We start from the raw sequence: 23,587 nt of genomic DNA on the forward strand, positions 1-23,587 counted from the left end.
GCCGGCGCCCGGGGAGCCGGGGAGGCCCGGGGAGAGCCCGGGTTCCGGAGATCGGCGCGGGGGCCGGCGCGCGGCCGGCTGAACACGAGCCCGATGTGCGGATGTCGCGGGTGCTACGGGCTCAACGCATGTCCGTCTCTCACGTCAGCCAGTTCTTGACGGTCTCCACCAGGCGCACCGGATCCGAGCCGGTGGGGGCGACATTGAGCATCGTCACGCCGGCCTCGCGGAACGCCTCGACACGCTCCCGTACATATCCTTCGGGACCGCAGAGCGTCACCTGCTCGCAGAACTCCTCAGGCACCGCGGCGGCGGCGTCCCGGAGCCGGCCCGCCAGGTAGAGGTCCTGGATCTCGGCCGCCTCCTTCTCGTAGCCGTAGGCGACCGCGAGATCGTTGTAGAAGTTCTTGCCGCGCGCGCCCATTCCGCCGACGTACAGGGCGATCTGGGGCCGGGCCTTGTCCCGGAAGCGGGCCGCGTCGTCGCCGATGGCGAGGATGCCGCCGGCCACCGTACGGAGCGGGCCGAGGGCGGGGTCGCGCTTCGCGGTGCCCCGGGCCAGTGGCTCGCCCCAGACGCGGTGCGCCTTCTCCGGCAGGAAGAGGTGCGGCAGCCAGCCGTCGGCGATCTCCGCCGTCATCGCCACGTTGGCCGGGCCGAGGGCGGCGAGGAAGACCGGGATGTCCGAACGGAGGGGCCGGGTCAGCAGCTTGAGCGGCTTGCCGTGCCTGCCGCCCTTCTCCGGCGGCAGCGGCATGTCGAAGAGACCGTGGTGCTCGACGACCTCGCGCCGCCAGACGCGGCGGCAGATCTCGACCGTCTCACGGGTACGGGCAAGCGGTTTGTCGTACGGCATGCCGTGCCAGCCCTCCACCACCTGCGGCCCGGACGCGCCGAGACCGAGGAGGGCGCGCCCGCCGGAGACCGCGTCGAGGCCGGCCGCCGTCTGCGCGATCAGCGCGGGCGTGCGCGAGTAGACGTTGAGAATGGCGGAGCCGATCGCCAGTCGCTCCGTGCGGGCGGCGAGGTAGCCCATGATCGTCGCGGAGTCGAAGCCCCAGGCCTCGGCGACCCAGATGGCGTCGAGGCCGGCGGCCTCCATCGCCACCGCCGCGTCGCACGCCGCTCGTGCGTCGCCCGCGTAGTCCAGTTGGAGCGAGATCTCCATGTGAGGGCACCTTCCTGCCGTCCGGTCCCCCACACCGTGGCACAGCGCACCCGCACCGCGCCGGGCCGTGGCCGACTCTGACACAACTGGTGTAACACTCACGATGTTAGGAACGGGGCGGGCCCTCGCACAAGCCTCAGCCCGACGTCGCCTCGCGCAGCGCGCGACGGCAGAGCGCGTCGGCCCTGCGCGTCGTCTCCGGCAACCGGTAGGCCGGGGCCAGCCGCAGGGTGTGGGCGCAGGCGTTGGCCAGGCCGACCCGGTGGCCGACCGACACGAAGACGGGCCTGACGCCCTTTCTGGTCCGCAGGGCCCGGCCGACCTCGTCGCCCTCCGGCGCGATCAGCGGTGACCAGGCGCCGCGTTCGAGGCCGGGCGGCTCGGGACGGAGGAGGAACGGCGTCTTGGCGACGCCGATCGACGGGAACCCGGTCACCACCCCGAGGTGGCAGGCGAGCCCGAACCTGCGGGGGTGCGCGAGGCCGTAGCCGTCGCACACGAGCAGCCCCGGATCACCTTCGAGCCGGGCGAGCGCGGCGAGCACGGTCGGGACCTCGCGGAACGCGAGCAGCCCCGGCACGTACGGGAAGGACACCCTGCCCACGGCGGTGGCCTCCTCAACGACGGTCAGCGTCGCCGCGTCCAGTACGACCGCCGCCGCGGCGACCACGTCACGCTCGTCGTCGTAGGCGACGTCCACGCCGGTCACCCGGCCCGTGCCCGGCACAGGACCGGCCTCGTCCAGCACCAGGCTGCGGCGCAGGGCGTCCTGGACGGCGTACGCCTCGGCCGCGTCCGCCGGTGTCCCCGTGATCATCATGACGGCCACCCTAGGGCGTGGCCGCGGAGTCACTCCTGACGCGCCGGGCGCCAAAGGGCCGGCCGCAGGCGGCCACGGGCCGTGGTCACCCGCGGCCGAAACGGACGCCGTCCGCCCGGACCCGTGCTTTCAGTTCGCGTCGCCGAGCAGGCTCTGCAGAGCCTGGCGGAAAGCGGGGGTGTCGATGTCCTGGCCGATGGCCAGGCGCTGCGCATATCCCGTGAGCAGCGCGAGCAGCGCGCCGGCCACACCGGCGGGGTCCGGCGAGGCGGGCAGGCCGCGTGCGCGGCGGTCCTCGCGGATGAGCCCGGCGACCGTCTCCTGGTCCTTGGCCAGTTGTCCCCGGATCCGGGCGGCGAGGCCGGGCGAGACGGCGGCCTCGGCCCACACCTGCGCCATCAGCCGGGCGTGACCCGCGTGGCGGGCGCGGATCCGGGCCAGCAGTTCGGCGGCGTCACGGATGCCGGCCAGATCGATGACGTGGTCCACGACGCCCTCGCAGACAGCCACCACCAGGTCGTTCTTGCTGGGGAAGTAGCTGTAGACGGCTCCGGTGGACAGTCCGCTGGCGGCGACGATCTCCCCGGTGGAGGCCTGGGCGAAGCCCTTGTCCGCGAAGACCTCGCGAGCGGCGGCCAGGATCTGCCGGCGCCGGGCGTCGCGGTGCTCCTGGGTGACCTTGGGCATAAAAAGAGCGACCTCTCGTTTTTATTGTAGGGTGAGGCCCATCCTAACCGGCCGCCGGTTCCCGGGGGGCGGCACCGTCCGACGAAGGAGCCACGTCCCATGACCTCCACCACAGGGACATCCACCACCACGGCGATATCCGCCGCCGCTCCGGACGGCGAGTTCGCCGGTGTCCGGGTCCTGGTCACCGGCGGCACGCAGGGGATCGGCGCGGCGGTCGCGGTCCGGTTCGCCGAGGCCGGGGCCGACGTCGTCGTCGCGGCCCGCACGCCGGTCGACGAACCGCCCGCCGGCAGGTTCTTCGCCGCCGACATCGCCACCGCCGACGGGGCCGCCGCCCTCGCCGCGCAAGTGACACGCTCGCTCGGCGGAATCGACGTCCTGATCAACAACGCCGGCAGCCAGACGTACCTCCCCGGCGGGGCACGTGAGGCGACCGACGACGACTGGTACCGCGACCTCGACACCAACCTGATGTCGGCGGTCCGCCTGGACCGGGCCCTGCTGCCGGGGATGATCGCGCGGAAGCGATGGGTCATCATCCATGTCACGTCGGGGCAGGCGCGCCTGCCCGGTGCCGCGTCGCTCCCGTACGCGGCGGCGAAGGCCGCGACGACCGTCTACAGCAAGGGCCTGGCCAACGAGGTCGGCCAGCACGGGATCAGGGTGAACACCGTCGTCCCCGGGCTCATCGAGACCCCGGCCGTCACCCGGCGGCTGGACCGGCTCACCGCCGACAGCGGACAGGACGCCGATACGGCCCGCCGGCAGCTGATCGACCGGGTCGGCATCCCGCTCGGGCGCCCCGGCAGGCCCGTCGACGTCGCCGAGGTCGTCGCGTTTCTCGCCTCCGACCGCGCGGCGTTCCTCACCGGCAGCCAGTACGTCGTCGACGGCGGCAGTATTCCGACGGTGTAGCCGGTCCGGAAGTTCTCGTGCCGTTCGGCACGTTGAGGCGATCAGCGATCGGGAACGGACGCACCGGTCCCGTCCTTGTGCCGGATCACGCGGCACGCTCGCGGACGCTCGGGCCACGCGGACCGGGCCGGCGCGTCCGATACGTCGCTTCCGGGCGTTGATGAGGCCTTGATGGGGCGTACGTGCGTACGGTGACACAACTCACGCCTCGGTTCGGTGCACGGAATGCATCGTTCCGACGTCTGAACAGATAACCGATCCATCAACGTGTCGCCCAGATCGACGCCGCCGAAGGGGAGCAGCCATGTCACCTGTGATCGAACAGGCCGTGCAGGCGCGCGTCGTCGCCTCGTCCCCGAGCCTGGAGACCGTGCCCGCGACCCTGGTCTACGACAGAACCGACCCGTTCACCGTCCGTATGGCCTTCCCGCCGCTCGCCACCCTGGAGGGCACGGAGGTCGTCTGGGAGTTCTCGCGCGAGCTGCTCACCGCGGGGATGTCGCAGCCGGCGGGCGAGGGCGACGTACGGGTCCGGCCGTTCGGCTACGGGCGGACGGTCCTGGAGTTCCACGCTCCGGAGGGGACGGCGATGGTCCACCTGCGCTCGTCGGACCTGCGCAGGTTCCTCGACCGCTCCCGGTTCCTGGTGCCCGAGGGACACGAACACCTCTACCTCGACCTGGACGAGGCGCTCGCCGAGCTGCTGCGCGACGTGTACTGACGGCAGGGCCTGCCCATCTCCCGCCGGCCGGCGGGAGATGGGCAGGCCCTGGCACGAAGCCTCCCGGCGCGCGGGTGGCCGGCGCCGGGACGTCAGCCGTGGCCGCCGTGCCCACCGTGCTCCCGGCCGTTCGGGGCGCCGCCCATCATGCGGAGCATCCGCAGGCCGCCGGTGCGGAAGAACCGGACGAGGACCACGCCCGCCAGGAGAAGGAAGGCGAAGTTGAGGAACGCCGTGTAGTTCCACGAAAAGCCCTCCGTCGGGATCCTGGCGTCGGCCTGGTCGGGGATGAGCCCGAGACCGCCGAAGGCGAACTCCACGGCGTAGCCGGCGATGACCGCCGCGGCATAGAAGGTCCCGAACAGGAAGAGGGCGGTCCTGGCGCCGTAGTACTTCCGGTAGATGTTCAGGATCGGCAGGATCAGCAGGTCGGCGAAGATGAACGCGACCACGCCTCCGAAGCTGATGCCCCCTTTCCACAGCACGACGGCGAGCGGCACGTTCCCGATCGAGCACACGAACGAGGCCACGGCGACCAGCGGGCCGATGAGCGGGCCCCAGAGTCTGGCCGCCAACGGGTGGCCGTCGAAGAAGAGCGCGCTCCAGAACGCGTCGGGCACCCAGGCCGCGATGGCACCCGCGATCAGCAGGCCGATCACCAGGTCCCTCAGGATCGCCGCCCACTCCATCACGAAGACGTGACTCGTGGAGGTGAACCCCTCCTCCGACAGCAGGCGCCGGGCGAAGGACCCCGTACGCCGTACCGACATGTCCATCGCCGCGTGGCCCTCCATCGCCCCGGCCACCTGGCGTCGGGCCTGCTCGCGTGCCCGGCTCAGGAGCGGGTCGCGCAGGAACAGCCGGAACAGCACGGCCAGAACGACGATCATGACGGGCCCGCCGACGAACTCCGCCGCGGTGAACTGCCAGCCCATCAGCAGGGCCAGGATCACCCCGAGTTCGACGACGAGATTGGTGGAGGCGATCTCGAAGGCCATCGCCGCGGTGAAGTGCGCGCCCTTGCGAAACAGCGAGCGGGCCAGTGCCACCGCCGCGTAGGAGCACGAGGAGGACGCCGCTCCGAGCCCGGCCGCGACGGCCAGGGTCCGGGGACGGTCGTCCCCCAGCAGGGAGATCACGGTCGACTTGCGGACGACGGCCTGCACCACGGCGGACAGGGCGAAGCCGAGGATCAGCGCCCAGGTGATCTCCCAGGTCATGGAGGCGGCGATCGACAGTGCGTGCACTACGGCGTGGATCATTCCCGAAGCCTTCCCGCTCCGGGTACCGCACGGGCGCCACCGACACGTCACAGCGCCCCGCGAGGCGGGCGCCGGCCGGGGCGGCCGTGACCACCCGTCCGGGGCGGGGCGGACGGCCGCCGTTCGGCCGGGGCGCCCGGCAGGCGATGATGGGGCGCGACCGGAACCCCGCCAGGACCTGGAGACCCGCCCGTGCCCAGCAGGAAAGCCCTGATCCGTCAGCCGAGTTCGCGTCTCGACGAGGGCCTCGTGACCCATCTGGAACGGACCGGCGTGGACGCCGTGCTCGCACTGCGGCAGTGGGAGGACTACGTCAACACCCTGAAGGGCCAGGGATGGGAGACCGTCGAGGTGGCCCCGGCGGACGACTGCCCGGACGGCGTCTTCGTCGAGGACACCGTGGTGATGTTCCGCAACGTCGCGCTGATCACCAGGCCGGGCGCCGCCTCGCGGCGGCCCGAGACGGCCGCCGTGGAGGAGGAACTCGCGCGGCTCGGCTGCTCGGTCAACTGGGTGTGGGAGCCGGGCACACTGGACGGCGGGGATGTGCTGAAGGTCGGCGACACGCTCTACGTGGGCCGGGGCGGCCGGACCAACGCCGCGGGGGTCGCCCAACTGCGCGCGGCGTTCGAGCCGCTCGGGGCGCGGGTGGTCGCCGTACCCGTCAGCAGTGTGCTGCACCTGAAGTCCGCGGTGACGGCACTGCCGGACGGGACGGTCCTCGGCTATCCGCCTCTTGTGGACGTGCCGACGCTCTTCCCACGCTTCCTGCCGGTGCCGGAGCCGTCGGGCGCGCACGTGGTGCTGCTCGGTGGCGGCAGGCTGCTGATGGCGGCGAGCGCGCCGAAGACCGCCGAACTGCTGGCCGGGCTCGGCTACGAGCCGGTACCGGTGGAGATCGGCGAGTTCGAGAAACTCGAAGGGTGTGTGACCTGTCTCTCCGTCCGTCTGCGTGACCTGTACGTGTGATTCCGGCGGGGCCCGGCGGCGGCGGTGGCCGGGCCCCGTCCTGGTACCCCGCTTCGCCGACCCCTGTTCGCGGTCCCGGGCCCTCATCGCCCGCCGGGCCGATGCTGACCTGCGGCGATGAGCTTCAGGTCAGCCGGATTACGCACGACCGCTTGTGCAGAAACAGCACGCATGACCCGGCCCGGCACGGGTAGACGAAGTGGATCGGAAGCCTCGGACACCCCGTGGTTCCTACGACAGTCTTACCCGATCTTTAACCTACGGTTTCGTAACCTACGAACCCGTAGGTAGTTTCCCGTCCCCAGGAGCACCCGTGACCCTCACCTCTCCCCACCTCGGCAGTACGGACGCGTGGACAGACGCCCGGCTGCTGTACGCGCTGGAGGAAGTGGTGGAGAAGGAGCTCAACCGCCACCTGAAGGTGGCCAAGGACTGGATGCCCCACGAGTACGTGCCCTGGAGTGACGGCCGCAACTTCCCCGGCTTCTTCGAGGACGGCGACCCGTGGAGCCCGGACCAGTCCAAGGTGACCTCCCTCGGCAGGACGGCGCTCGTCGTCAACCTCCTGACCGAGGACAACCTGCCGAGCTACCACCTTGAGATCGCGTCGATGTTCGGCCGCGACGGCGCCTGGGGCACCTGGGTGCACCGCTGGACGGCCGAGGAGGGCCGGCACGGCATCGTGATGCGGGACTACCTCCTCGCGTCGCGCGCCGTCGATCCGGATGAGCTGGAGCGGTTCCGGATGGCGCACATGTCGGAGGGCTACGAGTCCGACAACCGCCACTCGATGCTGCACTCCGTCGCGTACGTCGCCTTCCAGGAACTCGCCACCCGCGTCTCGCACCGCAACACCGGCCACCAGTCGGGCGACCCGGTCTGCGACCGCATGCTGGCCAGGATCTCCACCGACGAGAACCTCCACATGGTCTTCTACCGCAACCTCCTCGGAGCGGCGTTCGAACTCGCGCCGGACGCGACGATGGCCGCCGTGCGCGACGTCGTCGTGGACTTCCGGATGCCGGGGCACGGTATGCCCGGCTTCGAGCGCGCCGCCGTCGCGATGGCGGTCGGCGAGGTCTACAACCTGCGCATCCACCACGACGACGTGCTGCAGCCCGTGCTGCGCTACCTGAAGGTCATGGACATCGACGGGCTGGGGCCCGTGGGGCTCCAGGCGCAGGAAGAACTGGGCCTGTTCATGAACGGCCTGGACGGGGAAGCCGCGAAGTTCGACGAGAAGCTCGCGGCCCGGAAGGTGCGGATGGCCGCGCGCGGGCGCGCGTAACCCTCACCGCGCACAGCCCTGAAGGCGCGTGTCACCTCGGGGCGCATGCGGCCTCGCGGTGCGTGTCACCTCGCGGTGCACGCCGCCTCGCGGTGCGTGTCACCTAGGGGGCGGGCCCGCCACGGGGCAGGGTCCTCGTATCGCGTAGCGCACTCACGGCGTGTCCGGCCCTCACTCGGCGTCCCGGCAACGTCCTGGTTCCGTTCCCCGCCCCGGGAACGGAGCCGGGGCGGGGCCCCCGCGACGAGCGCGTGAACCCCGCCTCAGTGGCGGTTGCGCCGCAGGTTCAGCCGTTCGCGCTCGGAGAGCCCGCCCCAGACGCCGAAGCGTTCGTCGTGTTCCAGCGCGTAGTCGAGGCATGCCGCGCGCTCCGGGCAGGCGCCGCAGAGCTGCTTGGCCTCGCGGGTCGAGGAACCCGGCGCGGGGAAGAAGAACTCGGGTCCGGTCTGCGCGCACAATGCGCTTTCCTGCCAGGCGAGCGGCGAGTCGGCGGTACCGGTGGTGATGTTGATCGGCATGACGGTCAGGCTGCCGTACGGCGATAAACGTCCGCTTGATGAACGATCAACCCGGCGCGATCCTTCGGCGCCGCCACTCCTGCGGCCTTCCGGACCGGCGCGCGCTCACCGCCGATCGCCGCTGGGCCCCGTTCCCGGCGCTGCCCGTAGCGTCCAGCTGCCCGTAGCGTCCCAGCCACGGGCAGCGAAGTACAGGCGCCGCGACGCGACGCGCCGGGGCGGCTTCCTCAGTGCCGCATCCCCGGCATGTCCTTCATGTCCATGGAGCCGGCGCTCATGTCCATCCCGGGCATGGCGCCCATCGCCTTCGCGGCGTCGTGAGCCGTCTTCGCGGACTTCTCGGCCTCTGCCCCGGCCGGATGGTGCATCGCCTCGTACGACGGGATGGTGCCGTCCGGCTTGTACACGAGGAAGAGCCCGGCCATCCCCAGGTCGGAGTGGCTCTGCACGTGGCAGTGGTACATCCAGGCGCCGGCGCCGACGTGTTCGCCCGCGATCACCTGGAAGCCGAAGGAGTTCGCCGGGCCGACGATCTTGGTGTCGATGATCGGGCTGGTGTCGCCGGGGTCCGTGATCAGGCCGGTCCTGTTGTCCGCCCAGCGGTGACCGTGGATGTGGAACGTGTGGTAGAACTCGCCGTGCGTGATCGACACGAACTCGACCCGGTCCCCCACCGTGGCCTTGAGGTCGGGGCCCATGGTCAGGTTGTTGATCTGCATGTCGTTGAAGACGACGGTGAACGTCTTGTCCGGCAGCGGGTCGCCCTTCCTGCGCACGACCAGCGCGCCGAAGAGCCCCGCCTTGATGCCTCCGGTGCCGTGATCGGTGCCGACGACGTGGTCGTGGTAGTGCCAGTAACCGGCGCTGCCGGGCTGGAAGGTGCCGTCCGCGCGCTTCGCCGGAGCGTGCGTGCGCCAGGTGTACGTGCGCTTCCCGCCGGGCGGTACCTCGCTGTTGTTCAGGCGGGTGCCGTCGCTCGCGACGTCGTAGTCGACGCCGTGCGCGTGCAGGCTGACGTCCACGTCCAGGGTGTTCTCGAAGTCGATGTACAGCGTGTCGCCCTCGACCATCTCGATCAGCGGTCCCGGCACGGTGGCCTTGCCGCGCTCCAGGCCGTAGCCCAACTGCCCGTCGGCGAGCTTCTCCGCGAACAGCGTGATGTGGGTGACCCGCCCGCCGGCCGGCGCCGTGGCGGCCGGAGCGGCGGTGGTCGCCGAGGTCGCGACGGGAGCCGACGCCACGCCCACGGCGGTGACCCCCGCGACGGCGGCGCCGCCCGCGAGCAACCGCCTGTTGAAGCTCCTTCTGTCCATGGCCATACCGAACTCCCCAGTGCGGGACGGAAGTTGCGGGGCGAAACAGACCCCGGGGACGGCCATACGGTAGAGCAGCGCCGCTCGTTTATCCACACTCAGGACAAAGTTGGTGGGATTTCAGCCGTACCTATTGGCCTGCCGCCGAAAGGGGTCTACGTTCCAGGGCTGTTGCAGTGACCAAAGAGGGGTGGGTGAACACATGCAGCGTGCACCACATCACCGGTCAAGAACGCGGAGCAGACTCACCGTCGGTCTGGCCACGGGCGCCCTGGCGGCGTCGTTGCTGGGTACGGCGGCCGCGTCGGCGCAGCCGGCTCCCGAAGCAGGGGCCGCGGCCCTTGCGCTCCCGTCGCCGCCCGGCGGCTCGAAGGTCAAGGTGCTGGTCTACTACGGCTCCACGGGCGAGGAGTCCCCGACCGTGGACGCCGGGATCGAGGCCGTCGAGACCATCGGACAGACCGGGCCGGCCGCGAAGCGGTTCACGACCACGGCCACCGCCGACGGGGCCGTCTTCACGAACGCGAAGAAACTCGGCACCTACAACGCGGTGGTCTTCCTGACCAGCCCCGGCGACGTGCTCGACCCCGACCAGGAGGCGGGGCTCGAATCGTACGTCGAGGCCGGCGGCGGCTTCGTCGGCATCCACGACGCCGCCAAGACCGAGCCGTACTCGGACTGGTACACCGGACTGATCGGCGCCAGGCCCGCGGCGACCAGCCCGACGGACGTCCAGCGGGCGACCGTCGAGGTCGGCGACCGTATCCATCCGGCCACCAAGAACCTCCCGCTCGAATGGAAACGAGCGGACAACTGGTTCAACTGGGCCACCAACCCCACGGGCACGGTGCACACCGTCGCCAGCGTCCGGGAGAGCACGTACAAGCCGGGCCAGGGCGCGGCGGGCACGGCGGACCACCCGGTCTCCTGGTGCCGTGACTACGACGGCGGCCGGTCCTTCTACACCGGCATGGGCGGTACGGTCGCCTCCTTCGCCGAGGCCGACTTCCGCGCGCATCTGCGCGGCGCCCTGGAGTGGACGTCGCGCATCTCGCGCGCCGACTGCAAGGCGACGATCGACGCCAACTACACGGCGCAGCGGATCACCGCCCCCAACCAGCCGGGCCAGCAGGACCAGATCGGCGAGCCGCACGGCCTGACGATCGCCCCGGACGGGAAGATCCTCTACATCGGGCGCGGCGGCGGCACGGCCACCGACCCGGTCGTCACCGACTGGAACGACCCGGACGTCGGCAAGGGCACCGGACGGGTATACGTCTGGGACCCGAAGACGAAGAAGGCGAGCGTCGCCGGCGCCTTCACCGTCTTCGGCAACCGGGGCGGCGGCGACGAGCTGAACAAGACCGAGGAAGGCCTCGTCGGCATCACGCTCGACCCGAACTACGCCAGCAACGGCTGGGTCTACGTCTACTGGGCCCCGCACTCGGAGATCGACCGCGACACCCAGATGGGCAAGCGGCGCATCTCCCGCTTCACCATGAACCTGACGACGGACAAGCTCGACATGTCGTCGGAGAAGGTGCTGCTCCAGTGGCCGATGCAGATCCACAGCTGCTGCCACGTGGGCGGCGGGATGGCCTTCGACTCGAAGGGCAACCTGTACGTCGGCGTCGGTGACAACAACTCCTCGCTCTACAGCGACGGTTACTCGGGCAACAACCCGGAGCCGAACTACAAGGGCGTCTCCTTCGCGGACGCGCGCCGTACGGCCGGCAACACCAACAACCTCAACGGGAAGATCCTGCGGATCCACCCCGAGGGCGACGGCACGTACACGCTGCCCGCGGGCAACCTGTTCACGGGCAAGGAGAGCGCCGAGGGCGGCGGCAAGACCCGCGGCGAGATCTACGCGATGGGCGTGCGCAACCCGGCGCGGCTGTCGATCGACAAGAAGACCGACATCCTCTACGTCGGCTGGGTCGGTCCCGACGCGGGCGCGCCTTCCACCACCTGGGGTCCGGCGAAGTACGACACGTTCGCGGTGATCACCCACGCGAGCAACCGCGGCTGGCCGTACTGCATGGGCGACAAGCAGCCCTACCGGGACCGCAACCTGCCGGACCCGAGCAAGCCGCTCGGCTGGTACGACTGCGACCACCTGAAGAACGAGTCGCCCAACAACGACGGGCTGGTCAACATCCCGCCGGCCGAGGCGAACAACATCTGGTACTCGCCGCAGGGCGGGGCGCCGGACTACCCGCGTGACGCGAACGGCGTGCCGAACTACGACCCGAGCAAGGCGACCTACCAGCTGCCGTGGCTCAAGGGCGGTGGCCAGGCGACCATGGACGGACCGGTCTACCGGTTCGACCCGACGCTCAAGAGCAGCGTCAAGTGGCCGCAGTACTGGGACGGGAAGTGGTTCGTCGCGGACTTCTACGACGCGACCAACCCGCGGCACGCCGTCACCATGAACCCCGACAACCAGGGTGAGGGCGGGCTGCCGATCCACGCGGACTCGCTGCGGAAGATCATTCCGGTGGGCAACGGCGGTATCCGCAACCTGATGGACTGGAAGTTCGCCCCGGACGGCTCGCTGTACGTCCTCGACTACGGGCGCGGCTTCTTCAACTCCGACTCCGAGTCCGCGCTGTGGCGCGTGACGTACACCGGCGGCGCGCCGACCCCGGCCGCCAAGGACCTGGTCAAGAAGGGAGCGTGAGGCGGTGAGAACGAGAAGCGCGAAACACCTCCGCCCGCTGCGCCTGTGGGCGTCGCTGGTCGGGGCGTTCCTGCTGGTGCTCGGGCTGACATCGACGGCGGCGTACGGGCGCGGGCTGCTCGCGGCCCCGGCAGCCGGACAGACCCTGAACTGGACGGCGGGCGACTCGATCGAGCACTACGCGAGCGCCCCCACGACGGCGGTGGCCGGAGCGACGACCATCGTCTTCGAGAACAGCGCGGCGACCGGCAACACCACCGGTCTCCCGCACACCCTGACCTTCGACACGTCGGACCCGAAGTACAACCACGACGCGCAGGTCAACATCCTCGCCAACCCGGCCGACGCGGCGGGCGGCAGGCACAGCGTCGAGGTCACGCTGACGCCGGGCACGTACCACTACTTCTGCTCGATGCCCGGCCACATCATGATGAGCGGCACGCTCACCGTGACGGCCGGGGGCGGCGGTGCGGACACCACGGCGCCCACCATCTCGGCGAAGGTCGAGGGCCAGAAGAACGCCGACGGCGCCTACGTCGGCTCGGCGACGGTCAGCGTCACGGCCGCCGACGAGGAGGGCGGCTCGGGTATCGGCAGCATCGAGTACGCGGTGGGCGCGGACGGCGCGTGGCAGCCGTACACCGACCCGGTCGTGGTGGACCAGGTGGGCGCGGCAAGCGTCCGCTACCGGGCCACCGACAAGGCCGGCAACGCGGCGGCCGAGAAGTCCGTCGACTTCACCGTCGTGGCTCCGTCGAGCGACGACACCACGGCGCCGGAGACCTCGGCGACCGTCAGCGGTGAGAAGGACGCGGACGGGAACTACGTCGGTACCGCCACGGTCACCGTGACGGCGTCCGACACCGGCTCCGGCGTCAACACCATCGAGTACGCGCTGGGCGCGGACGGCGCCTGGCAGGCCTACACCCAGCCGGTCGCGGTGGACACGGTGGGCGCGGCCGTCGTCCGCTACCGGGCCACCGACAAGGCCGGCAACGCGGCCGCCGAGAAGTCCGTCGACTTCACCGTCGTCACGCCGCCGGCGAAGGACACCACCGCGCCGACCGTCGCCGCGGCGATCACGGGCAGCAAGAACTCGTACGGCGCGTTCATCAGCAGCGCCACGGTGACGCTGACCGCCGAGGACGCCGAGTCGGGTGTCGCGTCGCGGGAGTACGCCCTCGACGGTGGCCCCTACCTCGCGTACACGGCGCCGGTCATCGTGGACCGGGTCGGCGCCCACACGCTCGCCTACCGCGCGAGCGACAAGGCGGGCAACACGTCCGCCGCGGCGAGTGCCGCGTTCACGGTCGCCGAGAGCGGCGGGGTGCCGCCCCCGCCGTGCGCCGAGCACGACGAACGGCTGACGGTGATCGTCGGCACGGTCGACACGGGCGTGCCGAACCGGCTCACGCCCAACCGCTGCACGATCAACGAACTGATCGAGGACGAGCGGGAGTGGACCTCGCAGGCCCTCTTCCTCAAGCACGTGGACGGCGTGCTGGCCACGCTCGTCGGCCAGAACGTCATCGACCAGCGCGAGCAGAAGAAGATCGCGAAGGCCGCCAAGCAGTCGAAGATCGGTCTGCCGGGACAGACCACCGGCTACAAGACGATCTTCGACGGCACCCAGGCGTCCTTCGACAGGTGGGAGCACGTGGGCGGCGGCCAGATGGATCTGGCGGACGGCATGATGACCGTCGACCCGAAGGTCGGTGGTGACCTCGGCATGATGTGGTACCCGGCGCGTCAGTACGAGAACTTCTCGCTGAAGCTCCAGTTCCGCGACGATGCCCCGGGAACCGCGAACGCCAACGGCGGTGTCTTCATCCGCTTCCCGAACCCGCACGACTTCCCGCTGGAGTCGCGTCCCGCCTGGGTGGCCGTCAACTACGGCCACGAGATCCAGATCTTCGACAGCCCGAGCGGGGACATGTACAAGACCGGCTCGGTCTACGGCTTCGACCGGGTGGGCCTCGCGGGCGCCCACCCCACAACCAAGGGCACCTGGAACGACTACGAGATCCGGGTCAAGGACCAGCACTTCGCGATGTTCCGCAACGGTGTCCTGATCAACGAGTTCGACAACAACGCCGGCCAGGTCTTCGACCCGCCGCGGTCCGGTGACCCCGGCACCGACGGCAGGCGCAACGCGTCCGGCTACATCGGACTGCAGAACCACAGCACGAACGATCTGGTCTCCTACCGGAACGTACGGATCAAGGAACTGAAGTAACAGGTCAGCGTCCCGCACACCGCGCAGGCCCTCTCCCGGTCGGGAGGGGGCCTGCGCCGTGGTGCCCGCTCAGGACGTGTGGCGGGCCCGGCTCGGCTGGACGCGCGGGGGCTCGCCGGGCGCCTTCGGATGGTCCGGCGGGTAGGGCAGGTCGCCGAGGCCGTGCTCGCGTTCGTCCCGGGCGGCGAGGTCGAGCAGGCTCTCCAGGGAGAACGCGTGCTCCACCATGTCGGCGTGCACATCACCGAGTTCGGCGTAGCGCACGGGCATGGTCGCGATGTCGAAGTCGCGGGGGGCCACGTCGTCGATCTCCTCCCAGCGCAGCGGCGCGGAGACCGGCGCGTGCGCCTTGGGACGTACGGAGTAGGCGGAGGCGATGGTGCGGTCGCGGGCGGTCTGGTTGTAGTCCACGAAGATCTTGGCTCCGCGCTCCTCCTTCCACCAGGCCGTGGTGACCTGCTCCGGCATCCGGCGCTCCAGCTCCCGGCCGACGGCGATCGCACACCGGCGCACCTGGGCGAAGGTCCAGTGCGGCGCGATCGGGACGAAGACGTGCAGGCCCCGCCCGCCGGAGGTCTTGGGCCAGCCGCGCAGCCCGTGCTCCGAGAGGACCGCGCGCAGTTCGTGGGCCGCGGTGACGGCGTCCGCGAAGCCGGTGCCCGGCTGCGGGTCGAGGTCGATGCGCAGCTCGTCGGGGTGGTCGGTGTCCTCGCGCCGTACCGGCCAGGGGTGGAAGGTCAGACACCCGAGGTTCGCGGCCCACACCACCGCGGCGATCTCGGTGGGGCACACCTCGTCGGCGTACCGGCCGCTGGGGAAGGAGATACGGGCGGTGGGGATCCACTCGGGCAGGTTCTTCGGCGCGCGCTTTTGAAAGAACGACTCGCCGGTGACGCCCTCGGGGAACCGTTCCATCGTGGTGGGCCTCTCGCGCAGCGCCCGGACGATGCCGTCGCCGACGGCGAGGTAGTAGCGGGCGACGTCCAGCTTGGTGAAGCCGCGCTCCGGGAAGTACACCTTGTCCGGGCTCGACAGCCGTACCGCCCTGCCGCCCGCCTCCAGCTCCACCGCCGCTGTCATGTGCGCCACGGTAGGCGCGCCGCGCACCGGCCGCACGCCGGGCGGTCCCGGCCCGCCGCGGTGAGAATCGGACGCATGGACCTGCCCGTGATGCCGCCGCTGCTGCCGATGCTCGCGAAGTCCGTGAAGCAGATCCCGCCCGGGATGCAGTACGAGGCGAAGTGGGACGGCTTCCGCGCGATCGTGCACCGCGACGGAGACGAGGTCGTGATCGGCAGCAGGAACGGCAAGCCCCTGACCCGGTACTTCCCCGAGCTGGTGGCGGCGCTCACGGCCGAGCTGCCCGAGCGGTGCGTGCTGGACGGCGAGATCGTGATCGTGCACGACGGGCGGCTCGACTTCGACCGGCTCACCGAGCGCATCCACCCCGCGCAGTCCCGCGTCGCGATGCTCGCGGAGCGCACGCCCGCCAGTTTCATCGCGTTCGACCTGCTCGCGAAGGGCGACGCGGCCCTGATGGGCATGGGGCAGGCGCTGCGCCGCGAGGCGCTGGAGGCGGCGCTGGTGGGCGTGCGGCCGCCCGTGTACGTGGCGCCCGCGACGACCGACCAGCAGGTGGCGGCCGAGTGGTTCGACCGGTTCGAGGGGGCGGGTCTCGACGGGGTGGTGGCCAAGCCGCTGGATCTGCCGTACCGGCCGGACACCCGCGCCATGTACAAGATCAAGCACGAGCGGACCGCGGATGTGGTGGTGGCGGGCTACCGGCCGCACAAGAGCGGTCCCGTCGTGGGGTCACTGCTGCTGGGCCTGTACGACGAGGCGGGCACGCTGCAGCACGTGGGCGTGTGCGCGGCGTTCCCGATGAAGCGCCGTGCGGAGCTGATGGAGGAGCTGGCTCCGCTGCGCGTCGAGGCGGCGGACCACCCGTGGGCCGCCTGGGCCGAGGCGTCGGCGCACGAGGGTGCCCGGCTGCCGGGGGCGCCGTCGCGCTGGAGCGGCAAGAAGGACCTGTCCTGGGTGCCGCTCACGCCGTCACGGGTCTGCGAGGTGGCGTACGACCACATGGAGGGCACGCGGTTTCGTCACACGGCGCAGTGGCGCAGGTGGCGGCCGGACCGGGAGGCGGCCTCGTGCACGTACGGCCAGCTGGTGGAACCGGTCGGCTACGACCTGGGCCGGGTCCTGGGCGGCGCCTGAGCGGCGCCGGGGGGACCGGCCGGGCGCGGGCTTCCCGCCGGGGGGTGCGCACGGCCCCCGAGCGCGGTGCGCGGCCGGTACCCCCGTCCGGCCGTGCCCGCATGCGCCCGGTCAAGCGCGGTGTGAGCGTGCACAGGTGAGCACTGTCAGCGAGCAACGCCCCGGGCCCGCGGACTCGCCGGCACCGCCACCCGCGCCGACGCCACCCGTGCTCAGCGGCCGGCGGCGGAACGTCGTCTTCGCGACGATCGTCCTCGGCATCCTGCTCGCGGCGCTCGACCAGACCATCGTGGGCACCGCGCTGCCCACGATCGTCGCCGACCTCGGTGGCGCCGAGCACATGTCCTGGGTGGTCACCGCGTACCTGCTCGCCGAAACCGTCTCCACCGCGCTCGTCGGCAAGTTCGGTGACCTGTTCGGACGCAAGCTGATCTTCCAGCTGTCGGCGATCGTCTTCATCACGGGCTCGTTCCTGTGCGGCCTCGCGACCGACATCACACTGCTGATCCTCTGGCGCGCCCTCCAGGGGGTCGGCGCGGGCGGCCTGCTGGTGACCGCCATGGCCCTGATCGCCGACGTCATCCCGCTGCGCGAACGGGGCAAGTACCAGGGTGCGCTGGGAGCCGTGTTCGGCCTGGCGACCGTCATCGGGCCGCTGCTCGGCGGGGTGTTCACCGACCATCTGACGTGGCGCTGGGCGTTCTACGTGAACGTGCCGATCGCGGTCGTCGTGGTCGTCGCGGCGGCCCGGACGATCCCGTCCGTCCGCTCGGCGGCCCGGCCGGTCATCGACTACCTCGGTATCGCGCTGGTCGCGGCCGGCGCGAGCGCGCTGATCCTCGGCACCAGCTGGGGCGGCAGCCAGTACGCCTGGGGGTCGCCGGTGATCGTCGCCCTGTTCGCCGGCGGTGTCGTCGCGCTCGCGCTGTTCTGCCTCGTGGAGACACGGGCCGCGCAACCCATGCTGCCGACGCGGCTGTTCCGCAACCCGGTCTTCTCGGTGTGCTCGATCCTCAGCTTCATCGTCGGCTTCGCGATGCTCGGCGCGTTGACGTTTCTGCCGACCTACCTCCAGTACGTGGACGGCGACTCGGCCACCCTCTCCGGTGTACGGACGCTGCCGATGGTGATCGGCCTGCTGATCGGATCGATCTTCAGCGGCAATGTCGTCAGCAGGACCGGGCGCTACCGTCTCTTCCCCGTCGTGGGCACGGCCGTGACCGCCGTGGGGCTGTTCCTGCTCTCGCGGATCGGGCCCGGCTCGGGGGTCTGGAAGGAGTCCGGCGCGATGTTCGTGCTGGGCCTCGGCATCGGGCTGACAATGCAGGTCCTGACCATCGCCGTACAGAACACGGTGGACTACACGGACCTGGGCACCGCCACGTCGGGCGTCACGTTCTTCCGTACGCTCGGCAGTTCCTTCGGCACCGCCGTCTTCGGCACGATCTACACCAGCGCGCTCACCCCCCGTCTGCGCGATGCCGTCCCCCGGGCCGTGCGGGCGGGCGGCGCGGGGCCCGCGGCCGTGGCGAAGGCTGCCCGCAGCCCCGAAGGTCTGCACCGGCTCGACCCCGCCCAGTCCGCGCCCCTGATCCAGGCGTACACGGACACGCTCCACACGGTCTTCCTGTGGACGGTGCCGGTCGCCCTGGTCGGCTTCGTCGTGTCGCTGTTCCTCAAGCAGGTCACGCTGCGCGACTCCGCGCGGGCCACCTCGACCGACATGGGTGAGGGATTCGCCTCGCCCTGTTCGGGCGACTCGGAGACGCTGCTCGAACGGTCCGTCGGCACCATCCTGCGCGGCGCGAGCCCCGACACGGCCCGCACCATCGTGCGGGCCTCCGACACCCGGCTCGACATCGCGGGGGCCTGGGCGGTGATGCAGGTGGACCTGCTGACCCGGATGGTCGGGCACGCGAGCCTCGGGCTGATCGCCACCCGCAAGAACATGCCGCCCGAGGTGCTTGTGCCGGTGTTCGACCGGATGGTCGGCGAGGGGTACCTGACCCGGGCGGGCACGCTCTTCTCACAGACCGAGGCGGGCCGCAGGGAGGCCGCCGCCATCAACTCGGCGTGGGCCCGCTGGCTCGGCGACCGGCTGACGGAGTTCCAGGACCGGCCGAGCGGGGCCGAACTGCGGCGCGCCGTGGACGCGATCGCGAAGCGGGCGCTGGCCGAGGACCTCTCGGACGAGCGGCCGGGTCCGCGCGGCCGGGCGCCCCTCGGCGCCACCGCGTCCGGCGAGGGCCGCGAGGGCTGAGGGTCCGCAGCGGCGTGACGCCGCGCGACGGCGACGCCGCCCGCCGGGCCGGCTCCGGGAGAGCGCCGGGCCGGTGACGCCCGTCGGCCGACAACCGTCAGCCGCGTGCCCGGCACCCTCAGTCCTCGGCCCCCTGAAGGGCGCCGTCGACGTACACCCAGCGGCCGTCCTCCCGCGCGAACGTGCTGCGTTCGCGCAGCACGCCGGGCGCTCCCCCGTCCGGATCGTTCGCACGATCCGTGTAACGGGCGAGGAAGGTGACCGAGCCGGTCGTGTGGAAGGCGCTGCCGTCCTTGGTGTCCAGGATCGTCAGGCCGTTCCACCGCGTCGCCGGGTCCAGACCGAGCCGGTCCGGCCGGGTGCCCGCCGCCCAGGTGCGCAGCAGGTACGCCTCGTCGCGTACGGCGAAGGCGCTGTAGCGCGAGCGCATCAGCAGCTCGGCGGTGGCCGGGACGCCCGTACCGGCGTGGAAGCGGCCGCAGCAGGCGGCGTACGTGGCGGCCGGATCGCAGGGGCACGGCGACGAGGCGCCGACGGCGGGCGGTGCGGGGCGCGGGGCGCGCGCGGGGCGGCGGGAGCGTGGGGCCATGGCGCCCATTGTCCCCGCATCCGCGCGAGCGGGCCGACGCGCGACCGGCTCGCCGGGGCCCGGGGTCCCGGCGGGCGGCCGGCTCGGGAATGATCGGCGCGTGGACGTGAGCGAGAGGGAGGCGGTCCGGGTATGAGGCTGACGATGCTGGGTGGTGGCGGTTTCCGGGTGCCGCTGGTGTACGGGGCGCTGCTGCGCGACCGCGGCGAGGGCCGGATCACCGAGGTCACGCTGTACGACGTGGAGGCGGCGAGGCTCTCGGCCGTGGCCCGGGTCCTCGCCGACCAGGCCGCCGGGGTGCCGGACGCGCCCGCGGTCACGGTGACCACCGACCTCGACGAGGCGCTGCGCGGCACGGACTTCGTGTTCTCCGCGATCCGGGTGGGCGGCCTGGCGGGCCGGGCGGCCGACGAGCGGGTCGCGCTGGCCGAGGGCGTGCTCGGCCAGGAGACGGTGGGCGCGGGCGGCATCGCGTACGGCCTGCGGACGGTGCCGGTCGCCCGGGAGATCGCCCGCCGGGTCGCGGCGCTCGCACCGGACGCCTGGGTGATCAACTTCACCAATCCGGCGGGTCTTGTGACGGAGGCGATGGCGGGCGTCCTGGGCGATCGGGTCATCGGGATCTGCGACTCCCCCGTCGGTCTCGGCCGGCGGGTGGCGCGGGTGCTGGGCGTCGATCCGGCCACGGCGCGCCCCGACTACGTGGGGCTGAACCATCTGGGATGGCTGCGCGGCCTGTATGTGGACGGGCGGGACCAACTGCCGCGGCTGCTGGGCGACGCCTCGCTGCTCGGTTCCTTCGAGGAGGGCCGCCTGTTCGGTCCCGAGTGGCTCGCCCCGCTGGGCGCGATCCCCAACGAGTACCTGCACTACTACTACTTCAACCGCGACACGGTGCGGGCCTACCGGAGCGCCGAACGTACGCGCGGGGCGTTCCTGCACGACCAGCAGGCCGGTTTCTACGCGGAGTTGGGCGGCGCCGAGGACCCCCCACCCGGTGTGGCCTCGGCGGCCTGGCACCGCACCCTCGCGGAGCGCGAGGCGACGTACATGGCGGCGAACCGCGACGCGGCGGGTATGGGCGAACGGGACGAGGAGGACCTCGAATCCGGCGGGTACGAGAAGGTGGCGCTCGCGCTGATGCGGGCGATCACGCGCGACGAGAAGGCCACGCTGATCCTGAATGTGCGCAACCGGGGCACCCTGTCCGTGCTGGACGCGGAGGCCGTGGTCGAGGTGGTGTGCGCGGTGGACACGAACGGGGCACGCCCGCTCGCGACGGACCCGCTGCCGCTGCACGCGGTGGGCCTGGTGACGGCGGTGAAGGCCGTGGAGCGCGAGGTGCTGCGCGCGGCGCGGACCGGGGCGCGGGCGGACGCGGTCACCGCGTTCGCCCTGCACCCCCTGGTCGACTCGGTGTCCGTGGCGCGCCGGCTCGTGGACGGCTATGTGGCCGCCCATCCGGGGCTCGGTTACCTGCGTGGCTGACCGGGCGGGCCGGGCCGGGCTGATCGGCCCGGCCGGCCGGTGACGGGCAAGCGGTGATGACGCCGCCGGGTGCGGCGCCGCAGCGCACCTGAAAGACGCTGCGGCGCCGTACCCGTTCCCCGCCCTCTTCGTAGTGGTCGTGTGGCGGCCGTCAGGTCAGCAGGAAGTCCGCCTGACCCGACTTCGCGCCCTGGATGAAGGCGGCGATCTCGGCCGGTGTGTAGATGAGCGCGGGACCGTCAGGGTCGGAGGACTGGCGCATCGCGATTCTGCCGTCGGCCAGCTTCATGGCCTCGATGCAGTTTCCGCCGTTGCCGCCGCTCCACGGCTTGTGCCAGCCCTCGGCGCCGAGCTCGCGAGCCGGCATGCCGTTGTATATGGGATCCATTCACAGCTCCTTGCGGACATCCTTGAGGATCTCCTTCGTGCTTTGCGCAGTTGCGGCCTGCGCCGCCATCCGGTCCATGACCTCCAGGTGAGTGGCCACCTCCAGGCGCGCGTCGAGGTAGACGGCGCCGGTGAGGTACTCGCTGAAAACCATGTCCGGCAGCTCTGGTTCCGCGAAGCGGAAGATCACGAACGGCCCGTAGGTACCCGGGTGGTGTCCGCTGGCGAACTCCGCGATCTGCAGGGTCACATGGGGCAGGTCCGCCGCCTCCAGGAGGCGGTCGATCTGCGCCCGCATGATCTCCGGGCTGTCGCCGACGGGACGGCGGAGCACCGTCTCGTCCATGACCACCCAGAATCTCGGTGCGTTCTCACTGGTGAGCAAGGACTGTCGGGCCATGCGGAGCGCGACGTGCCGTTCCGCCTCCTCGGGGGAGGAACGCCCGACGGCGCCGGCCTTCATCACCGCGCGTGCGTAGTCCTCGGTCTGGAGGAGGCCCGGCACGAAGTGCGGTTCGTACTCGCGCAGCAGCGCCGCGGCCCCTTCCAGACTGACATACACGCTGAACCAGTCGGGGAGGATGTCGTGGAACCGCTGCCACCAGCCCGGTTTGTTGGCCTCCTCGACGAGCCCCGTGAAGACACCGGCCTCCTCGGGACCCACGCCGTAGGCGGTGAGCAGCACCTGCACGTAGGGGATCTTGAGCGCGACCTCAGCCGTCTCCATCCGGCGGATCGTGGCAGGAGCCACGCGCAGGAGCTTCGCGGCCTCCTCGCGTTTCAGGCCGGAGCGCTCCCGCAGGTCTCGCAGACGCCTGCCGAGCACGACCTGACCCACGGTCGGGGCCGACCGCGGTTCACTCACTTCTGGGACCTCCCCGTTGCCACGATGTGCAAGCAGTGTGCCATGACTCTGGCAGTGAGAACACGGCACTCTGGAAATTCCAGAGTGCCACTTGCCAAGTGTCGCGGACAGGTGGACAGTGGAGAAGTGAACCAGTTCACGCGGCGGTCGAGCTGTGCCACGGGAGAGGCGCAGAGCGGATCAGCCGCTCCCCCACCGTTAGGAATCGGTCGTGGCACCTGGTAACGCGGTCACCCCCCGGCTTGCGCCTATGTGCTCTGGCAACGTTGTCCGCCGCTACGGTTTCGAATTGCCGGCACGCGCGGAGTCCGTGAGCCGGGCCAGGAAACTCACCACGGACCGGTTGCTCCGCTGGGGCGTGTCCAAGGCTGTGTCCGACACGGCGGAGCTCGTCGTCTCCGAACTGGTCACCAACGCGGTCGTGCACGCGGCCGGCGACCACGTCATCTGCGAACTGCGCGTGGACACCGAGCGGCTGCGGATAGCCGTGGAGGACCAGGGTTACGGCCCGACGGGACCCCAACTGCACCGCGGCGGCGCCGACGAGGGCGGCCGGGGACTCTTCCTCGTGGACTCCATGTGCACCTGCTGGGGAGCCCAGGACACCTCCGGCTACGGCCCCGGACGCGTCGTGTGGGCGGAGCTTCCGCTCGGGGCGGAGCAGCCGTGTTGAGGAGCGCGCGCACCGCGCTGACGCGGTTCGGCCGGGCGTCGCGGTTCGGGGAGAACGGCTCCGTGCGCGCCGGCGGCACGGTACGGCTGCCGCTCCCGGAGACGCTGCCCGCCTCGCTGGGCTGCGACGCGGTGGGGGTACCCGCCCGTCACGGGTTCCGGCTGATGGCGCGGATGCCCCGCACGGGATGCGTCTTCGCCGACACCGACTGGTGGTGGTGGATCGTCCCCGCCGGCTCGGACCTGGAACTGTCCTGGCCCGCTCCGGCCCTGTACGTGGCGGGAATCAGCGTGCCGGCCGCCCGGCCGCGCCTCATCCACTGGCCGGACGACCGTACGCCCTACACCCCGCCGATCCCCTTCTACCTGATGGTCTGCCAGCTCGCGGGGACGACCCCGGCCTGGACCGACGCCGGCGCGATGCCCGTCCCGCGCGGCGGCGCGCGCGCGTAGAGCGAGCGGTCCACGCGGTCGCCCCGCCGGGCCCGGGGCACGCGCGACCGGGCGCTCCAGCCACGGCGTGGGC

21 protein-coding genes are annotated in these 23,587 nt (G+C 71.4%); 11 read left to right on the plus strand and 10 right to left on the minus strand.

Features of this window, described 5'->3' with window-relative positions; genetic code table 11:
- Positions 1 to 139: 139 nt before the first annotated feature.
- From OG310_RS04905 to OG310_RS04915, 3 genes are all read right to left on the minus strand, one after another.
- On the minus strand, positions 140 to 1,168 hold the full coding sequence (locus tag OG310_RS04905; protein WP_329454632.1) for an LLM class F420-dependent oxidoreductase: 1,029 nt from the start codon (positions 1,166 to 1,168) through the stop codon (positions 140 to 142).
- A gap of 136 nt (positions 1,169 to 1,304) precedes the next feature.
- Positions 1,305 to 1,988 carry an endonuclease V gene (locus OG310_RS04910; RefSeq protein WP_329454633.1) on the minus strand — a complete coding sequence of 228 codons (684 nt, stop codon included), beginning with the start codon at positions 1,986 to 1,988 and terminating at the stop codon, positions 1,305 to 1,307.
- A 129-nt stretch (positions 1,989 to 2,117) separates the two neighbouring features.
- A complete protein-coding gene (locus tag OG310_RS04915; protein ID WP_329454634.1) occupies positions 2,118 to 2,675 on the minus strand; it encodes a TetR/AcrR family transcriptional regulator in 558 nt (185 codons plus the stop codon).
- 99 nt (positions 2,676 to 2,774) lie between these two features.
- On the opposite strand from OG310_RS04915, the gene OG310_RS04920 reads away from it, so the two are divergent.
- Positions 2,775 to 3,593, plus strand: a complete 819-nt coding sequence (locus OG310_RS04920) for an oxidoreductase (RefSeq protein WP_329454635.1) — start codon at positions 2,775 to 2,777, stop codon at positions 3,591 to 3,593.
- A 304-nt stretch (positions 3,594 to 3,897) separates the two neighbouring features.
- On the plus strand, positions 3,898 to 4,314 hold the full coding sequence (locus OG310_RS04925) for an SsgA family sporulation/cell division regulator (RefSeq protein WP_329454636.1): 417 nt from the start codon (positions 3,898 to 3,900) through the stop codon (positions 4,312 to 4,314).
- Positions 4,315 to 4,406: 92 nt separating this feature from the next.
- Here the strand turns inward: OG310_RS04925 and OG310_RS04930 are convergent, their stop codons facing one another.
- On the minus strand, positions 4,407 to 5,573 hold the full coding sequence (locus OG310_RS04930) for a permease (RefSeq protein WP_329460028.1): 1,167 nt from the start codon (positions 5,571 to 5,573) through the stop codon (positions 4,407 to 4,409).
- A 195-nt stretch (positions 5,574 to 5,768) separates the two neighbouring features.
- On the opposite strand from OG310_RS04930, the gene ddaH reads away from it, so the two are divergent.
- Complete coding sequence (gene ddaH, locus OG310_RS04935) at positions 5,769 to 6,545, plus strand: dimethylargininase (RefSeq protein WP_329454637.1); 777 nt, start codon at positions 5,769 to 5,771, stop codon at positions 6,543 to 6,545.
- Positions 6,546 to 6,858: 313 nt separating this feature from the next.
- On the plus strand, positions 6,859 to 7,833 hold the full coding sequence (locus OG310_RS04940) for an acyl-ACP desaturase (protein ID WP_329454638.1): 975 nt from the start codon (positions 6,859 to 6,861) through the stop codon (positions 7,831 to 7,833).
- Positions 7,834 to 8,096: 263 nt separating this feature from the next.
- Here the strand turns inward: OG310_RS04940 and OG310_RS04945 are convergent, their stop codons facing one another.
- Both OG310_RS04945 and OG310_RS04950 read right to left on the minus strand, forming a co-directional pair.
- The gene (locus OG310_RS04945; protein ID WP_329454639.1) at positions 8,097 to 8,351 is read right to left on the minus strand and encodes a WhiB family transcriptional regulator; all 255 of its coding nucleotides are present in this window, start codon (positions 8,349 to 8,351) and stop codon (positions 8,097 to 8,099) included.
- A 227-nt stretch (positions 8,352 to 8,578) separates the two neighbouring features.
- Positions 8,579 to 9,664, minus strand: coding sequence for a multicopper oxidase domain-containing protein (locus OG310_RS04950; protein ID WP_329460029.1), 1,086 nt, complete (start codon positions 9,662 to 9,664; stop codon positions 8,579 to 8,581).
- A gap of 202 nt (positions 9,665 to 9,866) precedes the next feature.
- Between OG310_RS04950 and OG310_RS04955 the strand changes: the two genes are divergently transcribed.
- Positions 9,867 to 12,347 carry a ThuA domain-containing protein gene (locus tag OG310_RS04955; RefSeq protein WP_329454640.1) on the plus strand — a complete coding sequence of 827 codons (2,481 nt, stop codon included), beginning with the start codon at positions 9,867 to 9,869 and terminating at the stop codon, positions 12,345 to 12,347.
- A gap of 4 nt (positions 12,348 to 12,351) precedes the next feature.
- Positions 12,352 to 14,583, plus strand: a complete 2,232-nt coding sequence (locus OG310_RS04960; RefSeq protein ID WP_329454641.1) for an OmpL47-type beta-barrel domain-containing protein — start codon at positions 12,352 to 12,354, stop codon at positions 14,581 to 14,583.
- Between the two features lie 69 nt (positions 14,584 to 14,652).
- Here the strand turns inward: OG310_RS04960 and ligD are convergent, their stop codons facing one another.
- Positions 14,653 to 15,663 (minus strand): non-homologous end-joining DNA ligase, encoded by a 1,011-nt coding sequence (gene ligD, locus OG310_RS04965; protein WP_329454642.1) that lies wholly within the window; start codon positions 15,661 to 15,663, stop codon positions 14,653 to 14,655.
- A gap of 75 nt (positions 15,664 to 15,738) precedes the next feature.
- Between ligD and OG310_RS04970 the strand changes: the two genes are divergently transcribed.
- Positions 15,739 to 16,800, plus strand: coding sequence for an ATP-dependent DNA ligase (locus tag OG310_RS04970; protein ID WP_329454643.1), 1,062 nt, complete (start codon positions 15,739 to 15,741; stop codon positions 16,798 to 16,800).
- Between the two features lie 136 nt (positions 16,801 to 16,936).
- Positions 16,937 to 19,060, plus strand: coding sequence for an MDR family MFS transporter (locus tag OG310_RS04975; protein WP_443078553.1), 2,124 nt, complete (start codon positions 16,937 to 16,939; stop codon positions 19,058 to 19,060).
- A gap of 118 nt (positions 19,061 to 19,178) precedes the next feature.
- On the opposite strand, the gene OG310_RS04980 is transcribed toward OG310_RS04975, so the two are convergent.
- Positions 19,179 to 19,649, minus strand: a complete 471-nt coding sequence (locus OG310_RS04980) for a YchJ family protein (RefSeq protein WP_329454644.1) — start codon at positions 19,647 to 19,649, stop codon at positions 19,179 to 19,181.
- A 132-nt stretch (positions 19,650 to 19,781) separates the two neighbouring features.
- Between OG310_RS04980 and OG310_RS04985 the strand changes: the two genes are divergently transcribed.
- Positions 19,782 to 21,137 carry a 6-phospho-beta-glucosidase gene (locus tag OG310_RS04985; protein ID WP_329454645.1) on the plus strand — a complete coding sequence of 452 codons (1,356 nt, stop codon included), beginning with the start codon at positions 19,782 to 19,784 and terminating at the stop codon, positions 21,135 to 21,137.
- A 151-nt stretch (positions 21,138 to 21,288) separates the two neighbouring features.
- On the opposite strand, the gene OG310_RS04990 is transcribed toward OG310_RS04985, so the two are convergent.
- Together OG310_RS04990 and OG310_RS04995 are read right to left on the minus strand one after the other, a co-directional pair.
- Positions 21,289 to 21,525: a DUF397 domain-containing protein gene (locus tag OG310_RS04990; RefSeq protein WP_329454646.1), complete on the minus strand. Its 237-nt coding sequence runs from the start codon at positions 21,523 to 21,525 to the stop codon at positions 21,289 to 21,291.
- A complete protein-coding gene (locus OG310_RS04995; RefSeq protein WP_329454647.1) occupies positions 21,526 to 22,389 on the minus strand; it encodes a helix-turn-helix domain-containing protein in 864 nt (287 codons plus the stop codon).
- A gap of 211 nt (positions 22,390 to 22,600) precedes the next feature.
- Between OG310_RS04995 and OG310_RS05000 the strand changes: the two genes are divergently transcribed.
- On the plus strand, positions 22,601 to 23,062 hold the full coding sequence (locus tag OG310_RS05000) for an ATP-binding protein (RefSeq protein ID WP_329454648.1): 462 nt from the start codon (positions 22,601 to 22,603) through the stop codon (positions 23,060 to 23,062).
- Positions 23,056 to 23,514 carry a hypothetical protein gene (locus OG310_RS05005; RefSeq protein WP_443078554.1) on the plus strand — a complete coding sequence of 153 codons (459 nt, stop codon included), beginning with the start codon at positions 23,056 to 23,058 and terminating at the stop codon, positions 23,512 to 23,514. Before OG310_RS05000 ends, OG310_RS05005 begins: the two co-directional genes overlap by 7 nt.
- Positions 23,515 to 23,587: the final 73 nt, after the last annotated feature.

Origin of the sequence: Streptomyces sp. NBC_01497, assembly GCF_036250695.1 — a bacterium.
Classification (GTDB): domain Bacteria; phylum Actinomycetota; class Actinomycetes; order Streptomycetales; family Streptomycetaceae; genus Streptomyces.